The sequence below is a fragment of the Cytobacillus sp. QJM3NY_8 genome, from assembly GCF_056173585.1.
On the sequence record NZ_CM149681.1, the window covers coordinates 2,367,545 to 2,384,524 of the forward strand.

Sequence of the window (16,980 nt, forward strand, 5' to 3'; positions counted from 1 at the left end):
TCCATATAAGTAATAATTTCTAGAATAATATAATGGAAAAAATATTTTCCGGATAGAATTGTTATTTAACATTTTATTAGATATAATATTTGGATTTTTTTGCAGCAGAAAGGGACGGGGAAAACGCAGGTTAATCAAGGGGTTTAAAAATTGGAGTGGGATAATTTGGGCCAGAAGCGCGCGCGGAGCTCCTTAAAATCCCATTTCTTCCTGTAATTAAATAATATTTATATAAACATCCTTGAGAAGTAACAAATGCCAAAACAGGGATTGATTAATTAGTTTAAAATGTGTAAAATTACACTAATAGAAACAATCGAATATTATTCGATTTAAAAGAGGTGGACCCCTTGAAGCCCGAAACAGAAAAATATCATCAGAACATATTTCAAGTTGAACTTACGAAATTGAAAGATAAAGATTATATAACATCAGAACATTATGAAATCACCTTGAAAGCCCACCATCAGTACTATCAGGACCTTGAAGAGCTGAAGCAGTTGCAGGTTAAGGCAGCAAAAGCTGCAGAAGAAATCAAGCAAAAGCCCATTCAGACGGCAAAAAAAACAGTGAAAAAGAAATTATCTCAGGAAGAAATCCGTGAAAGAAACATTTCCTGGCTGCTGAATGTTGGAGTCATCCTGCTCCTTATCGGCGGACTTTTTGTGGCAACAAGCAATTGGGATACAATGTCAAATTTCATGAAAAGTGCATCCATTGCTGTTGTTTCACTTATTTTCTATGGCTTTGCCTTTATTTCGGGTAAGGTATTAAAGATAGAAAGAACGTCGTTTGCTTTTATTGTTCTAGGGAGTTTATTCTTGCCAATATTTATTTTATCCATAGGCTGGTTTCAATTGCTTGGCCCTTATCTTTCTTTTTATGGGGAAGGACGCTTTATACTCGGAGCAGCTGGCAGTTTACTGGTCGTTCCAGTATACAGTATATTTGCACAGAAGCTGGGCTCACGTCTTTTTGTATGGTTTGCTTATATTGCCCTGTCTGCTGGGGCAGGTTATACCCTGGTAGCATTCAATCTTGAAAATGACAGTTTTTATCTTGGTTTGATAATTTTCAATGCGCTGCTATCTGCAGCCTATCATCGCCTGAAAAAACAGGCTTCCCTTAAACTGTTTTCGGGAGAATTGATTTACTTTGCTCAAATCAATTTAGTAATCTCTACATTATTGATGCTTGTATTTTTCAATAGCCATGTTTTATACAGTCTGAATATTCTGCTGACGGCAGCCGTTTACTTATCAATGGTGTATGTAACAGGCAGGAAGGAGTTTCATTTTGTCTTCAGCTTACTGATTGTCTATGGTGCCTATCAGCTGATTGAAAATACGATTCTACATTTGGCAGGACCAGTTTTATTTGCGCTTATAGGGATTGGTTTTCTGTTTGTTCCTAGAGTTATGGATAAGCACTATTCCTGGGATAAGATATTTAGACTGACCAGTGCAGCGGTTTCCATACTTGCTTTTCTCTATATTTCAGTTGAAGGTCTCCTGTTAATGGCCGGCGAACCCTCTGCAGCACTGCTGCTGGCTTACATTATTCTTGCGGTGCAGTTTCTATATTTGGCAAATGTTATGGAAAACGGGCTATTTGCTTACTTGGCACCCGTGTTTTTAGCCTCTGCTCTATTTGAACTAGTATTAATGCTGGATAAAGCCGCCCCGTTCAATAATCTATCTTTACCTGTTTTCTTCATTGGCTTTGTGCTTTTTATAAGTTTAGGGTATCTGCTGAAGTATCCGCTCTTAAAAGTGGTGGAATCAAGCTCACGAGATGTGGCTGTTAGTATTATGTTATTTTCAGTTGTGACTGCAGCAGGATTTCTTGATTGGCTCGCTGCAGGCTCCATGCTATTAATCTTTAGCTTTGTCATGTACCTCATGAATAAGGCTGAAAATAGGGTTTTTTATACAGAAGCAATTCCTTGGGCCATTCCTTTGTCAATCGGGTTTGCCTTTATGTTTTATGGTGAACATCTGCGAAGCTGCTCAAGCTTTTATCAGAATGAGTTAGGTATGGCCATGAATACCGTAATGGCAAGTATTGCCCTGCTTATCCTTTATGGCGCTCTTTCTAAGAAAGGGCACAAAACTCAAGCCGGAAACGTGTTTTTAATCTCATTGGGATTTTATACAATCTCACTATTTACAGCAGTTGCTTTGTCAATCAATGAAGTCTGGATGAGACCGGCAGTATTTATAGGCGGCATTATGATGTATCTTGCCCTGTATCGATTCCATAAACAAAGCTGGATTCCGTTTGTGTCAGCATCGATTTCACTTTTTGCTTATTTTATGATCTTGATTGGTTTGCCATTTAACTTTACATTTTTTAATTGGGTGCAATTTCCCCTAGGGGCATGGATCCTGCTTGGTGCGGCTTTCTATATTTCTAATAAAGACTTTGTCCTGTCAAGAGGGTTCAGCTGGATTGGCCATATTTTCATGCCGTTTGCCATGATCCTGACATTTTTTATCTATAGGGAAAATAGTTTCTGGTCCTTCCTGGTCACCCTGGCAGCCTATTGGATCAGTTTCAGGGTTTCTTTTAAAGAGTGGAAGGTAAAGATATTCCTCTACAGCTCATTCTTAACTTTGTTCATGGTAATCTTAACGGGAATGAATCATGTATGGGAAGAGAACTTCAGTGAGTATGCCGTTCTTTTAGTCAGCTGTGCCGTATTCTTATTCTGGCTAACCGGAAAAACTCAAGATAAAATGAGAAGTGTTTACTTTCTTATACCCTGGTCTGTGATTGGGATCCTGGCATTTTTAACTTCATATCCCTTTGGGGATGTGCCGTTTTTCGTTTCTATTATCTATTCTGCAGGATTAATCGTATATTTGCATAGAACTAAACTTGATATATTGACTGCAGTTCCATTGTTATTAATATGTACGGCAGTACTCAAATTCCTGTTCATTAACGGAATCGCTCCAGATATGAAAATTTTGGTTGTAGCTGGTTTCGGCCTGGCATCGGCAATCATCGGCAAAATGGTATATGCCAAAATTCTTATGAATAAAAAAGCTGATAGCTACACTATTTTCTCGCTGTTATTTTTCCTTACCGCCTATCTTTTTCCGGCAGTTTCCCTATGGGCGGAAGTTCTCCCTGGCCTCCTGATCAGCACACTTTTATTTTTACAGAGGGGCAGAATGGCATCAAAATACGTATGGCTGCCTGGATTGCTGTCGGGAGCGGTATTGCTGGAGCCTTATTATAGTTTACTAAAGAATATTGAGCTGCCGGACCTTTTCATAAGGGAGGCATACGTGCTTCCATGGATTATCCTGATTATTTTTGTCAAGAAAGTGCTTAAAGGGCAATACGCAGCACCGACTAACAAAATTCAGTGGGCAGTTCTAATAACGGTTTCCCTGCTGCTTGTACAGGATGGCCTTGCCAGCAATACGGTTTATGATGCACTTATAGTTGGCACGCTCTCCCTGATTTCAATGCTAGCTGGCTCCTTCTGGAGAATAAAGTCCTATTTCTTTGTTGGATCTGGGGTACTGCTCCTGAATGTGCTGCTGCAAACAAGACCTTATTGGGGAAATCTTCCTTGGTGGGCGTATCTTTTAATTGCAGGATCTATCCTCATTTCTGCAGCAAGCTATAATGAATGGCAGAAGCAAAAGACAGCTAAAGGTGAGGAGCCTTTAATATCTAAATGGAAAAATAGCATAAAGAATAAATTAAAAGAATGGTCCTAAGAAAGTTAACCTAGCCCTCGGGCTAGGTCTTTTTATTAATTCAGATTGTATAAATTTGTACGTCGATAACTGTCTAGCTCCAGCGCCTACCTCCTCGAGGTCACAAGCCAATCCTCCCAAAAAGGCAAAAAACGCCTTTCCGGAAGGCTCGTCTTGTGCTTGTCGGTGGTGGGCAAGGCGCTTCCGCTTTTAAAATAAATGAGTAAATTTTCAGAAAATAAGTTGACTTTTTCCTGTTTACACGGTATCTTTGTGTTAAACATATAACACTTATTTTATCTGACGATATTTTAACGTTATATAAAATTACTATCTTAATATGATTAAAATCTGGGAGGTCATGTCTTGATTCTGCATGATATTGAAACGGAAAGCCGCGATTTTATAGAACAATTGCAGTTGGACCGGCTCAAGCAGACAGTGGAAAGAGTATTTAATCATGTGCCTTTTTATCGGAAAAAGTTTTTGGAAAGTAATATTGCACTTGAAGACATTAACAGCCTGAATGATATTCAAAAGCTGCCCTTTACTGTTAAAGCAGATTTGCGGGAACATTACCCATTCGGGCTTTTTGCCGTGGATAAAAAAGAAATTGTCCGTCTGCACGCTTCATCGGGAACGAGCGGAAAGCCGACTGTAGTAGGATATACACGAAATGACATCAAAATGTGGAGCAATCTGATAGCCAGGGCAATCTCCATCGGAGGAGGCGAACCTGGTCAGACATTGCATAATGCTTACGGATACGGTCTCTTTACAGGTGGATTGGGACTGCATTATGGCAGCGAACAGCTTGGCATGGCTACGGTACCCGTTTCTGGAGGAAATACTGACAGACAAATTATGCTGATTCAAGACTTTAAGCCTGAAGTTATTTGCGGAACTCCTTCCTACATCCTTAATTTAGCAGAGAAGATGGAGGAGAGGGGAATGGACCCGGCTGATACATCATTAAAGTATGGGATTTTTGGTGCAGAGCCCTGGTCCGAAGAAATGAGGAAAACACTAGAAGCTAAGCTTGGGGTTAAAGCATGCGATATTTATGGGCTGAGTGAGGTTCTTGGACCAGGTGTAGCCATGGAATGCCATGAATCCCAGGACGGCCTGCACATTGCAGAGGATCATTTTTATGCAGAAGTAATCGATCCGAAAAAAATGACACCGCTTCCAAACGGAGAGGAAGGGGAGCTTGTTTTTACAAGTTTAACGAAGGAAGCTTTTCCGGTGATTCGCTACCGAACGGGTGATATCGCCTCCCTTTCTAAAGAGAAGTGTGTTTGCGGGAGAACAACGCTTCGCATGAGCCGTGTGAAAGGCCGCATAGACGATATGCTTAATGTAAATGGTGTAAACGTCTTTCCTTCCGAAATCGAACGGTGCATTCTTCAGATGCCTGAGCTTTCTCCCCACTACCATATCCAAGTGTATAACAAGGGAAGTTTAAAAGTTTTGGAGCTTCATGCTGAATGGAGCGAAGAGTTTTATAGAGATATGGGAGAAGCAGAACATGTAAAAAAGAAGATCAAGGAAGCAGTGAAGCAAAATTGCTTTATTACCATTGGACTTGTTCTCCATCCGCCTAAAACGCTGCCAAGATCGGAAGGGAAAGCTGTCAGAATTGTAAATCCGGCAGTGGAAAATGCTGTAACCTGAATCAGTAATTTTTAACTCGACGGGGGTGAATCACATGTCAGAGGCTCTTTTCTTTCAAGAGATGACGGAAGAACAAAAATACGAGCAGTTTATGAAACGCATAAATGCAGGAGAGAAAATTGAAGCGGATGATTGGATGCCTGAAGATTACCGAATGACATTAATCAAATTGATTTCGATGCATGGTATCAGTGAAATTATGGGAGCACTTCCTGAAAAGGAATGGGTGCCGAAAGCCCCTTCATTAAAACGCAAGCTGGGTATCATGGCAAAGGTGCAGGATGAGATGGGGCATGGACAGCTGCTGCTTCGTGTTGCAGAGGATTTAATGAAGCCTCTCGGGAAAACCCGCGAAGATATTATGCAGGATTTATTTAGCGGAAGACTGAAATTCCACAATGTTTTTCATATGGAGGCTCCAACATGGGGGGATGCCGGGCTGATCGGCTGGCTGGTTGACGGTGCTGCTATCATTACCCAGACCAATATGCTTAATGCTTCATATGGGCCCTATGCAAGAGCACTTAAACGGATTTGCGCGGAAGAGGTTTTTCATGCCCAGCATGGTGAAGCAATCATCATGGCACTGGCTGAAGGAACTGCGGAGCAGAAAGCGATGGTTCAGGATGCGGTTAACCGCTGGTGGGAAGCGCTGTTAATGTTCTTTGGCCCTGGTGATGCCTCTACTACCGGCACATCCAAACAGGATATAACGATAAAATATAGAATCCGGACAAAGACGAACGAAGACTTAAGGCAGGACTTTTTTACAAAGTATATTCCGCGCGTTCTCTCGCTTGGCCTTAAACTGCCGGATGAGACAATGCATTTTGACCAGAATCAGGAGCTTTGGGTCTATAGGCAGCCTGACTGGAATAAGTTCAAGGACATTATTAAAAATAATGGGCCAAAATCTCAGGAGCGACTCGGGCTCCGCCGCACAGCTTATGAGGCTAACAGTTGGGTGCGCGAAGCTCTCAATACTGCAAACTAAACCGTTCAGATGGGAGGGGTCTCCTTTGGGAAACGAAGGATTTTATCAGGAATTCGAAGTCTTTAGTCAAAGAACCGATACCTCGCCTCTGCAATATCAATTTTCCCTGCTGGCACCAAATCGCGAGCTTGCACTCGTCATGGCACAGGAAAATTTTATGCGGAGAGAACCGGTTGCTGATATCTGGGTCGTCAAACGCTCTGATATCCGGAAGCTGACACCGGAAGAAAAGCAATCACTTCAGCGTTTGGATAACAAAGAGTACCGCACGACAAAAGGATACGGATATTTGAAGAAAAAGTGGCGCCACTACGAGCAGGAAATGCTTGATGAGAAGGAAATTCTATCATGGGGAGGGATGAAGAAAGATGACTGAGCCAGTTAATAAAATGCCAATCGACGCTGGGATAAAGCCGGCACTGACATCATTATTATATCAGCTGGCTGACGATGACTTCATCCTTGCTTACCGGGGTTCAGAGTGGCTTGGGCTGGCGCCTCATATAGAGGAGGATGTCGCCTTTTCATCCATCAGCCAGGATACCATGGGTCATGCCGCCATGTTTTATCAGCTGCTGGAGGATCTTGGAGAAGGCACTGTAGACAGTCTTGCCCATGCGCGAAAAGCGGCCGAAAGGAGAAATGCTGTCCTTTTGGAAGCGGTAAATGGTCCAGGTCATTACTTGTCTACAGCACAATATGACTGGGCATTCGCAGTAGCAAGAAATTATTTTTATATCCAATCAAAAAAAATCAGATTGGACTCTCTGAAAAATTCTTCTTATCAGCCTTTAGCCGAGGTGGCATTAAAGGTTAATATGGAGCTTTATTATCATCTCCTTCACTGGAAAACATGGTTTATCCAGCTAATGAAGGCTGGCGGGGAAGCCAGAACGAGAATGGAATTAGCCATTGGGAAGGTTTTAGCCGATTTTGAAGGAGTTATATCATTGGGACCGCTGGCAAAAGATATGGCGGAACATGGTCTTATTGAACCGGAAGAGGTGTTAAAGCAGCGATGGCTGCTTATCATGAAGCCTGTTTTTGAATCTATCAATCTGGCAGTCTCAGAGGCAGACCTTGCAATGAAAAATGGCAATGGCCGTATAGGTGAGCATACAGCCGACCTTGATGATGCTTTAGCTACTTTGAGCGAGGTGTATAATATAAATCCAGCTGCAAGCTGGTAAGTTCTTTAAAGGGTGATGTAAATGGAGCAGGATCAAATGTTGATAAAAACAGCGTTGGAAGCGCTTCATAATGTTATGGACCCTGAAATAGATACCATTTCTATTGTTGATTTAGGAATGCTGGAGCATATTGAGGTGGAAGGCAATTCAGTAATGGTTAAACTCCTGCCTACTTTTATGGGATGCCCTGCACTGGATATCATTCGAAAAAACGTGGAAATCGAAATAGACAAGGCAGGGGTATTTGAAAAAATAGAAGTCCGGTTTATCTATCATCCGCCCTGGACGTCTGACCGGGTAACAGAAACAGGAAGGTTAAAGCTAAAGGAATTCGGGATTGCGCCGCCTCCAAAATTAATAAGTGAAACAGGTGAATGGCATGTGGATTGCCCTTTTTGCGGATCCACATATACGACAATGGAAAACCTGTTTGGCCCTACAGCCTGCCGCAGTATTTTATACTGCAAATCCTGCAGGAACCCCTTTGAAGCTATGAAGCCTGTATCAACAATGATGTAGCTATAAGGACTTTCGAATCTGTTATATAAGCCGGTCAAATTGTGTCTAATACTATTTTAAGATGCTGGATAAACTGTTAATTCTTTAATGATAAATTCCTGGAGATAACACAAATAACATATGAATCCGGCTCCAGGAATACTATAAAATGAATCAAATCCACTAAACCTGAAAGGAAGTTGACAAATGGTAAAATTAATCGCTCTTTATAAGCACCCTGAAAATAAGGAGGCATTTGATGACCATTATTTTAATACGCACGCGCCGCTTACAGCCAAAATTCCGGGTCTCCGCAAGATGGAGGTTACAAAAATTGTTGGCAGTCCTATGGGGGGCGAAGGGAAGTACTATTTGATGTGTGAAATGTACTATGACAGCCATGAAGCTTTACAGGAGGCTATGAGAACAGATGAAGGCAAGGCATCAGGAAAAGACGCCATGAAATTTGCAGGTGATATTATCACTCTTATGATTGGTGAGGAAGCAGATGAGTAAAAGCTATGAAGCTATTGAAGTTTCACAGCATGGAAAGCTTGGCTTAATTGCTTTAAACCGCCCAAAAGTCTTAAATGCAATCAACCGCTCAATGGTTTCAGAGATTCTGGATACGATGGAAGAGTTTGAGGCTGACAGCAGCATTAAGGCTATCGTCTTATGCGGCAAGGGCAGGGCATTTGCAGCCGGAGCAGATATTGATGAGATGGCAAACGACCAGACAATAGATTTTGAGCTTCGCAATCAATTTAAAGATTGGGATCGCCTTGCCATGATCAAGAAACCGATTATAGGGGCGGTTCATGGTTTTGCCCTTGGCGGGGGCTTTGAGCTTGCTTTATGCTGTGATTTGCTTTTTGCCGCTGATAATGCGGAATTTGGCTTTCCTGAGGTAAACCTGGGAGTAATGCCTGGCGCAGGCGGCACACAGAGGCTTACTAAGCTTGTTGGAAAAACGAAAGCAATGGAATGGCTTTTTACCGGCAAAAGAATCACGGCCAAAGAAGCGCTTCAACATGGCATCGTCAACCAGCTTATATCAGAAGAGCTTCTTTTGGAAGAAACGATAAAAGCGGCTGAACAAATTGCCAATCAGGCGCCAATTGCGATACGCCTCATAAAGGAAGCAGTCCTTAAGGCAGCTGATACATCATTAAATGAGGGAATGGAATTCGAACGGAAGAATTTTTATTTATTATTCTCGACAGAAGATCAAAAAGAAGGAATGAAAGCCTTTATTGAAAAACGCAAGCCGCAATTTAAAGGGAAGTAGAGGAGGTGTACATAGCAAATGTTTGAAACGGTGAAATATGAGGTCGCAAACGGTGTTGCTTGGATTTCATTAAACCGCCCGGATAAACTGAATGCATTCACAGAACAGCTTAATAAAGAGGTTCAGCAGTCCATAAAACAGGCAAGCCGGGATAAAGAAGTCAGATGTCTTGTTATCACAGGCGAAGGACGTGCATTTTGCTCTGGCCAGGACCTTCAGGGAGTAAATGAGGATATGGATCACGGCGAGGTACTCCGCCGATTCTATAATCCAATGGTATTGGAGCTTCATAAATGTAAGAAGCCGGTTATCGCAGCGGTCAATGGGGTGGCAGCAGGTGCAGGCATGAGTCTCGCATTAGCATGCGATTTCAGGCTTCTTTCTGATAAAGCCAGTTTTTTAGAAGCTTTTATCCATGTCGGGCTGGTGCCTGATGCCGGGAATCTCTACTTTCTTCCAAAGCTGATCGGTCATGCGAAAGCCATGGAGCTTGCAGTGCTCGGTGAAAAGGTTAATGCTCAGGAAGCCAAAGAGCTTGGCCTGGCTACTAAGGTAATTCCTATGGAGAGATGGCAGGATGAAATAACTGCTTTTGCAGAAAGGCTTGCCGGCATGCCGACAGCGGCGATTGCGATAATAAAGAAAAACCTGAAAGCGAGCTGGGAATCCACTTTAGAAGAATGTTTGGAGAGAGACGCACAGGGACAGAGGCTGGCTGGCCTTACTATTGACCATAAAGAGGGTGTTGCCGCATTTATGCAAAAGCGAAAGCCTGTGTTTCAAGGGAAATAGACTTTGCTGGATTAAAGGAATTAGAATCCTATTAAAGTATTTGCCCGTTTTATGTTCTTCTTGCGAGCATCTCTTCGGGTGCTCGCATTTTTATAAACTGAAAGGGGGATTACACCATGAAAAATATAGTCGTAATCGGTTCAGGCGTGATGGGGCGGGGGATTGCGTATGTCAGTGCAATCGGAGGATTTTACACCACTCTTGTAGATATCAGCCGGGAACAATTAACCCGTGCGGAAAGAGAGATTGATAGCATCTTTGAAAAAGGACTCGCCAGGAATAAAATAACAGCCGCTGATATGGAAGCAGGCAAAAATCGTCTTACCTATTCTGTAAGTCTTGCTCAGCATGTAAGTGCAGCTGATCTTGTTATTGAGGCAGTCCCTGAAGTGATGGATATTAAGAAAAATATTTTTGAGGTGATTGACCAGCACGCACCTGAGCACTGCTGTTTTGCAACAAACACCTCTACCATGAGTCCAACCGAGATTGGATCATTTACAAAACGTCCGGACAAAGTGATTGCCATGCATTTCTTTAATCCTGTCCAAAAAATGCCGCTTGTTGAAATTATTAAAGGGCTTGAAACCAGCGAAGAAACAGCACAGTCAATTAAACGTGCTGCTGAGCAAATGGGGAAAGAAACAGTAGTCATTAATGAGTTTCCAGGATTTGTAACAAGCAGAATCAGTGCGCTCGTTGGTAATGAGGCATTTTATATGCTGCAGGAAGGTCTCGGCTCACCTGAAGAAATTGATAAGGCAATTAAGCTTGGACTGAATTATCCAATGGGGCCATTCGAGCTTGGCGATCTTGTCGGCCTCGATACACGCCTGAATAATTTAAAATACCTTCACAGTAAGCTGGGAGAAAAATACCGGCCGGCACCGCTCCTTGAACAATATGTAAAAGCTGGAAGGCTTGGACGCAAGTCGGGCAGGGGTGTTTTTGATTACACTGCCAGAGAGGGAGTTAAGCAATGAGAAAAGCAGTAATTGTGGATGCTGTCAGGACTCCGATCGGAAGATATAAAGGCGGGTTAAAGGATATTCGTCCGGATGATTTGGGAGCTATCGTCATTAGGGCTCTGCTGGATAGAAATCCGATGGTGAATCCTGCAGAAATTGAAGAGGTCATACTGGGAAATGCCAATCAGGCAGGTGAAGATAATCGCAATGTAGCCAGGATGGCAGCTTTGCTTGCCGGTTTGCCTGTCGAAGTGGCTGCTTCAACTGTTAACCGGCTTTGCGGGTCTGGTTTAGATGCTGTTAATTATGCTGCACGGGCCATTTTAGCCGGAGAAGGAGATATTTTTATTGCAGGCGGTACGGAAAGCATGACACGTGCCCCATTTGTCATGGCAAAACCAAGCAGCGAGTTTCCAAGAGGGAATATGGAGATGTATGACACAACCATCGGGTGGCGATTTACAAATAGCAGGCTTGAGAAAATGTACGGTGCTGAAAGCATGCCCAAAACAGCAGAAAATGTGGCCGAAAAGTATGGCATATCGCGTGAAGAGCAGGATCTGTTTGCTTTTGAAAGCCAGAAGAGAGCAAAATCAGCTATTGAAAAAGGCAAATTCGACGATGAAATCATTCCTGTTACATACATGGATAAAAAAGGGGATGAAATAACGATTTCATGTGATGAGCATCCCCGTCCGGAAACTACTTTTGATAAGCTCTCAAGCTTAAAACCCATTTTTCAGGGGGGAACTGTAACAGCAGGTAATGCTTCAGGTGTTAACGACGGTGCATCTGTATTGCTGCTAATGTCAGAGGAAAAAGCGAGTGAACTTGGATTACAGCCCCTTGGAACTTATATTGTATCCGCAACAGCAGGGCTTGAGCCTTCGATTATGGGGGCAGGTCCTGTTTATTCCACTCAGAAAGCATTGAAGAGGGCTGGTCTTACGATGAATGATATAGACTTAACCGAATTAAATGAAGCTTTTGCTTCACAATCCCTTGCCTGCATTAAAGAACTTGGCGCCGATTCGGAGCGGGTAAATGTAAATGGCGGAGCGATTGCATTTGGCCATCCGCTTGGGGCGAGCGGTGCCCGTATTCTGACAACTTTATTGCATGAAATGAAGCGCAGGAATTCAAAATACGGCCTGGCAACGATGTGTGTGGGAGTTGGCCAGGGGATTTCTACAATCGTCGAGCGATGACCATAGAGACTTTTTACTCTATGGTTTTTAGGGTTTATAAAGACTTGGGCGGTATAGAATGAAGGCAGAGGCAGTCAAATTATTTAGTATGCCGAAAAAGTGTTGTTCAAAACTATCTAATTTTAGTACAATTGTATATAACGAATTTTTTCCGTTCAACCCACATGATGAAATGAGGATGAATGCAAGTTGAATACAAGGTCAATGATTTTCACACTTTATGGCGATTATATTTCACATTATGGAAGCAACATTTGGATTGGCAGCCTTATCAAGCTTTTAAGCGAATTTGGGCATAATGATCAGTCTGTCAGAGCTGCTATTTCAAGAATGAATAAGCAGGGATGGGTAAGTGCAGAAAAGATCGGCAATAAAAGCTATTATTCCTTAACGCCAAGAGGGCAGAAAAGGATTGAGGAAGCGGCTAAGCGTATCTTTAAATTAAAGCCTGAAGAGTGGGATGGCAAGTGGCGAATGCTTATGTATACCATCCCGGAAGAAATCCGCAATGTGCGTGATGAATTGCGGAAGGAACTAGTTTGGAGCGGTTTTGGCTCCATGTCCAGCAGCTGCTGGATCTCAGCTAATAATCTTGAGAAACAAGTATTTGATTTGATTGAGAAATATGAAATTGCCGACTATGTTGATTTCTTTATTGCCAGGTATGCAGGTCCGCATAAGAATATCGAAATTGTTGAAAAAAGCTGGAACCTGACAGAAATCAATGAAAGATACCAGGAGTTTATTTCGGAATACAGCCAGAAATATATCATTGATAAAAATAAAATCCAAAAGGGGAATATGACTGATGCAGAATGTTTTGTGGAAAGAACAAAGCTTGTGCATGAATACCGGAAATTCCTCTTTGTGGATCCGGGGCTTCCCGAAGAACTTCTTCCTGATAAATGGCTGGGCGGTCATGCTGCTGCTTTATTCAGTGAATATTATAAAGAACTGGCAGAACCGGCATCAAGGTTTTTTGAAAGTGTTTTTAAGGAAGGAAATGAACTTAAAAACAGGGATGCTGATTATGACGCATTAAATCATCCCTATATGGTTGAGTGAGAAAGAGCCATCTTGCAGGCAGGATGGCTCTTTCATTTATACAATCATAGGATTAATGAATAAATGCATCTTACCAAAACAATATTAAATGTATGATGGTATTTAAAAATAAGCCTCATAAGGTGATTTAATGATTCTGCCTGCAGCAATTGTAATTGCATTTTATACACTAAGTTTCTTTTTCTTTATAGAAAAAAAGCTTTCCTTTTTGCAAAACTCTCTGGTTCTTATGCTAATTTCAATTGCAGCCCGAAATTACACAACCATACTTGCTCTTCAATTAAAGTGGATTCATATTACAGAAGATTCTATTTTATTTATTGTATTCTTGATTCATCGTGAAATTATTGGCCCCATTCTAGTTCTTATGTTTATAAATATTTATTGGAAAACTCCATCTGGTGTAAAAAGGATAACTGTCTTCGCCTTATTCTTAATCTGTCTTCTTGGTATGGATCTTTTCAGCAGCACTTCTGGAGTAATTACATATTTAAACTGGAATTTACTCAAAGCTGGCATAGGTAATACGGCTTTCTTGATTGCCGGCCTCGGATTATCCAAGGTGTTAATGTATCTAATGCAGGAGTCTACTAATTATGGTAAAGGTTTATGAAAGAGCTTTTGACGCAAATGAATGGTTTGTATTGGCCAATTTACTGGTATCGCTAATTCTTATATGGAAACTGCCTAAAAAATTTTCTGGCTTGGAAACGGCAGTACATATCACCATAGGCATATTTATCGGGATGTTCTTCGATCACACCATAAGTGTCGGGGCGTGGGATTATTATGATGTCAATGATACATCAAAATATCAATTCATTGATTTTTTAAGCTATATTATGTACGGGCCATACAGTTACTTTTTCATTTATTTATATGTGAAATTAAATCTAAAGGGATATATGAATATCCTGTATGTCACACTCTGGTCTATTTTGGCTGTAGTGATTGAATGGTTCTCTGTTAAGCTCGGCATATTTCATTATGAAAAGGGCTATCAGATGGCCTGGTCTTTCCCTATATATGCATTTGTTCAGACCCTGCAAATAATGTTTTATAAAATTTCGCTGAAAATGGAAAAGGGGAATGAATAGAGGCCTGTCTGCAAAACGGCGATGTGAATGAAAGGGTATTTTACCTGAGGCATTGACTGCATCCTTCATTGTTAAGTATATGTGCTCCTAATTGTCAAACTATTAAAATTAGTATAACATTATTTTAACGAAGGAGGAATTTAATTGAATATATTAACGGACATTTTAAATATTAAATATCCAATTATTCAGGGCGGCATGGGGAATATCAGCAATGCCATTTTAACAGCGGCAGTCTCGGAAGCTGGAGGGCTGGGCACCATCGGAGCAGGAACAATGCCTCCTGAGGATGTTGAGAAGATAATTGAGGAAACAAGAAGTTTAACAAATAAGCCATTTGCAGTTAATGTAGCATTAAGTGTCTCCCCTTATGTAAAGGAAATCCTTTCCCTTGTAATTAAACATAAGATTCCAGCCGTATCCCTTTCGGCGGGAAACCCGACTCCTTTTATCCCTAAGCTGCATGAAAAAGGTGTGAAAGTTATAACTGTAGCTGCTTCAGTAAGACAGGCGCTGAAAGCAGAGACAGCCGGTGCGGATATTATTGCTGCTGAAGGGTATGAGGCAGCAGGAATCAATAGTTCTCTTGAAACCACTACACTCGTATTAATCCCTCAGATTACAGGAGTGGTGTCAGTCCCTGTCGTGGCTGCCGGGGGTATCGGTGATGGCAAAGGGCTTGCTGCCATGCTTGCCCTGGGGGCAAGCGGTGTGCAAATGGGCACTAGATTCATAGCAACCAAGGAAGCACCATTCCACCCGCAATATAAACAGAAAATTATTGAAGCATCCGATCATGAAACCCTTATAGTGGGGCGTTCAGTTGGAAGAATAAGAAGAGTGCTTTCCACCGGGTATGCCAATAAATTGCTGGATTACGAAAAACAGGGCATCAGTCTTGATGAGTTTAATAAACTTACTTCAGAAGACTATCATAAAATTGGAGCAATAAATGGAAACGGTGATGAAGGGTTTATGAACAGCGGGCAGATAGCTGGCCTGATTGCTGATCTTCCAAGCGTAAAGGAGCTTTTGGATAATATGATAGAGGATGCTAAACTTCAGCTTCATAAGGCTAAAAAGCTATTAAACTAGCAAGCAGGCAGTTATATTCCTGCTTGTTTTTTTATGCCATCATAACTTATTAAATATATTAAATTTTTAGAATATTATTGACACTCAAATGCTTAGGGTGATAATATAACGTTGTATTTACGATATTGAAAGTAAATATCATATAAATGGTGAAAACCATTTTGCGTACTGTTTTCCACTTCGAGATGTAAGCGCATACATAGCAGGATTAAACTATCAGCAAGCTGATAGTTAATAAATTTGAATAGGGGGTCATATAATGAAAAAATCGTTAAAAGCTCTTTCCTTATTAATGGCTGCAGGAATGCTTGTTTTAAGCGGCTGCGGAGAGGAAAAATCCAGTGGTTCTTCTTCAGAAGGAGATGAGAAGAAGCAATACACAATTGGCATCACACAATTTGTTGAACATCCATCTTTAGATGCTGCGACAGAGGGATTTAAAAAAGCATTGGAAGATGAAGGGTTTAAAGAAGGCGATAATGTAAAATTCGATTTCCAAAATGCTCAGGCTGACATGAATAACACGCAGTCGATCGCTAATAATTTTGTCGGCGATAAAGTGGATATGATTTTTGCAAATGCTACTCCGAGTGCCGTGAGTGCTCTAAATGCGACGAAGGACATTCCGATCCTTTTCACATCTGTTACAGACCCTGTTGGAGCCGGCCTTGTTGAATCCTTTGATCAGCCTGGAGACAATATTACAGGTACTACAGATAACCACCCGGAAGGAACTTCAAAAACAATTGATTTTATGATTGATGAAGCGGGTGTTAAGAATATTGGCATCATTTACAATTCTGGAGAGCAAAATTCCGAGGTACAGGTTAAGCAGGTAAAAGAACTTGCAGAACCAAAAGGAGCAAAAATTGTTGAAGCATCTGTTTCAACCTCTGCTGAAGTTAAGCAGGCGGCCGACTCTCTTGTTGGAAGGGTAGATGCCATATATATCCCTACAGATAACACGGTTGTGTCTGCGCTTGAATCGGTTATTTCTGTCGCTGACAGCAAAAAGATCCCTTTATTTGTGGGTGAACTGGATTCCATGAAACGCGGGGCTATTGCAGCCAGCGGATTCAACTATTTCGATCTAGGTTATCAGACAGGCAAAATGGCCGCTGAGATCTTAAAAGGAAATAAAAAGCCATCTGAAATTCCGGTTGAGCTTCCTGGAAGCCTCAAACTGGTGATCAATAAAAAAGCAGCTGAAGCACAAGGACTGGAAGTAAAAGAAGAATGGGCTGATTTCGCTGAGTTCCATGAAGAGTAAATGTAAATCTGCCGGCTGACAATGCAATATCCGGCCGGCTGCTTTCTAAGCTATTAGCCAAGAAGAAAAGCGGAAGCGCCTTGCCGATCCTCAACACCTTGAGGGGGGCGGCGCTCCTACTAAAA

Annotated in this window: 16 protein-coding genes; all 16 read left to right on the forward strand. The window is 41.7% G+C overall.

Features of this window, described 5'->3' with window-relative positions; translation table 11 throughout:
• The first annotated feature begins 341 nt into the window (after positions 1-341).
• The 16 genes from AC0VZ9_RS12345 (at position 342) to AC0VZ9_RS12420 (ending at position 16,855) form a co-directional block, all read left to right on the forward strand.
• On the forward strand, positions 342-3,737 hold the full coding sequence (locus AC0VZ9_RS12345; protein WP_475397436.1) for a hypothetical protein: 3,396 nt from the start codon (positions 342-344) through the stop codon (positions 3,735-3,737).
• Between the two features lie 345 nt (positions 3,738-4,082).
• Entirely contained in the window at positions 4,083-5,390 is a 1,308-nt protein-coding gene (locus AC0VZ9_RS12350) for a phenylacetate--CoA ligase family protein (RefSeq protein WP_071157789.1), read from the forward strand.
• A 34-nt stretch (positions 5,391-5,424) separates the two neighbouring features.
• Positions 5,425-6,384, forward strand: a complete 960-nt coding sequence (gene paaA, locus AC0VZ9_RS12355; protein ID WP_475397437.1) for a 1,2-phenylacetyl-CoA epoxidase subunit PaaA — start codon at positions 5,425-5,427, stop codon at positions 6,382-6,384.
• Between the two features lie 25 nt (positions 6,385-6,409).
• Positions 6,410-6,760 carry a 1,2-phenylacetyl-CoA epoxidase subunit PaaB gene (gene paaB / locus AC0VZ9_RS12360; RefSeq protein WP_009334762.1) on the forward strand — a complete coding sequence of 117 codons (351 nt, stop codon included), beginning with the start codon at positions 6,410-6,412 and terminating at the stop codon, positions 6,758-6,760.
• The gene (paaC, locus tag AC0VZ9_RS12365) at positions 6,753-7,574 is read left to right on the forward strand and encodes a 1,2-phenylacetyl-CoA epoxidase subunit PaaC (RefSeq protein ID WP_071157785.1); all 822 of its coding nucleotides are present in this window, start codon (positions 6,753-6,755) and stop codon (positions 7,572-7,574) included. Before paaB ends, paaC begins: the two co-directional genes overlap by 8 nt.
• A 21-nt stretch (positions 7,575-7,595) precedes the next feature.
• A complete protein-coding gene (gene paaD, locus AC0VZ9_RS12370; RefSeq protein WP_139266846.1) occupies positions 7,596-8,093 on the forward strand; it encodes a 1,2-phenylacetyl-CoA epoxidase subunit PaaD in 498 nt (165 codons plus the stop codon).
• Between the two features lie 186 nt (positions 8,094-8,279).
• Complete coding sequence (locus tag AC0VZ9_RS12375) at positions 8,280-8,588, forward strand: EthD family reductase (protein ID WP_009334759.1); 309 nt, start codon at positions 8,280-8,282, stop codon at positions 8,586-8,588.
• Entirely contained in the window at positions 8,581-9,360 is a 780-nt protein-coding gene (locus AC0VZ9_RS12380) for an enoyl-CoA hydratase-related protein (protein WP_071157783.1), read from the forward strand. Before AC0VZ9_RS12375 ends, AC0VZ9_RS12380 begins: the two co-directional genes overlap by 8 nt.
• A gap of 18 nt (positions 9,361-9,378) precedes the next feature.
• Complete coding sequence (locus AC0VZ9_RS12385; protein WP_071157781.1) at positions 9,379-10,152, forward strand: enoyl-CoA hydratase-related protein; 774 nt, start codon at positions 9,379-9,381, stop codon at positions 10,150-10,152.
• 116 nt (positions 10,153-10,268) lie between these two features.
• On the forward strand, positions 10,269-11,135 hold the full coding sequence (locus tag AC0VZ9_RS12390) for a 3-hydroxyacyl-CoA dehydrogenase (RefSeq protein WP_192908552.1): 867 nt from the start codon (positions 10,269-10,271) through the stop codon (positions 11,133-11,135).
• Positions 11,132-12,328: a thiolase family protein gene (locus tag AC0VZ9_RS12395; protein WP_071157777.1), complete on the forward strand. Its 1,197-nt coding sequence runs from the start codon at positions 11,132-11,134 to the stop codon at positions 12,326-12,328. Before AC0VZ9_RS12390 ends, AC0VZ9_RS12395 begins: the two co-directional genes overlap by 4 nt.
• Before the next feature lie 189 nt (positions 12,329-12,517).
• A complete protein-coding gene (gene paaX, locus AC0VZ9_RS12400; protein ID WP_009334754.1) occupies positions 12,518-13,393 on the forward strand; it encodes a phenylacetic acid degradation operon negative regulatory protein PaaX in 876 nt (291 codons plus the stop codon).
• Positions 13,394-13,523: 130 nt separating this feature from the next.
• Positions 13,524-14,006: a hypothetical protein gene (locus AC0VZ9_RS12405; RefSeq protein WP_071157775.1), complete on the forward strand. Its 483-nt coding sequence runs from the start codon at positions 13,524-13,526 to the stop codon at positions 14,004-14,006.
• Positions 13,990-14,490 carry a hypothetical protein gene (locus AC0VZ9_RS12410; protein WP_009334752.1) on the forward strand — a complete coding sequence of 167 codons (501 nt, stop codon included), beginning with the start codon at positions 13,990-13,992 and terminating at the stop codon, positions 14,488-14,490. The genes AC0VZ9_RS12405 and AC0VZ9_RS12410 overlap by 17 nt, the downstream gene beginning before the upstream one ends.
• A gap of 144 nt (positions 14,491-14,634) precedes the next feature.
• Positions 14,635-15,585, forward strand: a complete 951-nt coding sequence (locus tag AC0VZ9_RS12415) for an NAD(P)H-dependent flavin oxidoreductase (protein ID WP_009334751.1) — start codon at positions 14,635-14,637, stop codon at positions 15,583-15,585.
• Positions 15,586-15,844: 259 nt separating this feature from the next.
• The gene (locus AC0VZ9_RS12420; protein WP_009334750.1) at positions 15,845-16,855 is read left to right on the forward strand and encodes an ABC transporter substrate-binding protein; all 1,011 of its coding nucleotides are present in this window, start codon (positions 15,845-15,847) and stop codon (positions 16,853-16,855) included.
• Positions 16,856-16,980 lie beyond the last annotated feature (125 nt).

Bases quoted from the DNA above. Each gene is read 5' to 3' on its own strand.
- AC0VZ9_RS12410 (WP_009334752.1), top strand. From the start codon at position 13,990: ATGGTAAAGGTTTATGAAAGAGCTTTTGACGCAAATGAATGGTTTGTA.
- AC0VZ9_RS12395 (WP_071157777.1), top strand. From the start codon at position 11,132: ATGAGAAAAGCAGTAATTGTGGATGCTGTCAGGACTCCGATCGGAAGA.
- paaA (WP_475397437.1), top strand. From the start codon at position 5,425: ATGTCAGAGGCTCTTTTCTTTCAAGAGATGACGGAAGAACAAAAATAC.
- paaC (WP_071157785.1), top strand. From the start codon at position 6,753: ATGACTGAGCCAGTTAATAAAATGCCAATCGACGCTGGGATAAAGCCG.
- AC0VZ9_RS12380 (WP_071157783.1), top strand. From the start codon at position 8,581: ATGAGTAAAAGCTATGAAGCTATTGAAGTTTCACAGCATGGAAAGCTT.
- AC0VZ9_RS12405 (WP_071157775.1), top strand. From the start codon at position 13,524: ATGATTCTGCCTGCAGCAATTGTAATTGCATTTTATACACTAAGTTTC.
- paaD (WP_139266846.1), top strand. From the start codon at position 7,596: ATGGAGCAGGATCAAATGTTGATAAAAACAGCGTTGGAAGCGCTTCAT.
- AC0VZ9_RS12385 (WP_071157781.1), top strand. From the start codon at position 9,379: ATGTTTGAAACGGTGAAATATGAGGTCGCAAACGGTGTTGCTTGGATT.
- AC0VZ9_RS12420 (WP_009334750.1), top strand. From the start codon at position 15,845: ATGAAAAAATCGTTAAAAGCTCTTTCCTTATTAATGGCTGCAGGAATG.
- AC0VZ9_RS12390 (WP_192908552.1), top strand. From the start codon at position 10,269: ATGAAAAATATAGTCGTAATCGGTTCAGGCGTGATGGGGCGGGGGATT.
- AC0VZ9_RS12375 (WP_009334759.1), top strand. From the start codon at position 8,280: ATGGTAAAATTAATCGCTCTTTATAAGCACCCTGAAAATAAGGAGGCA.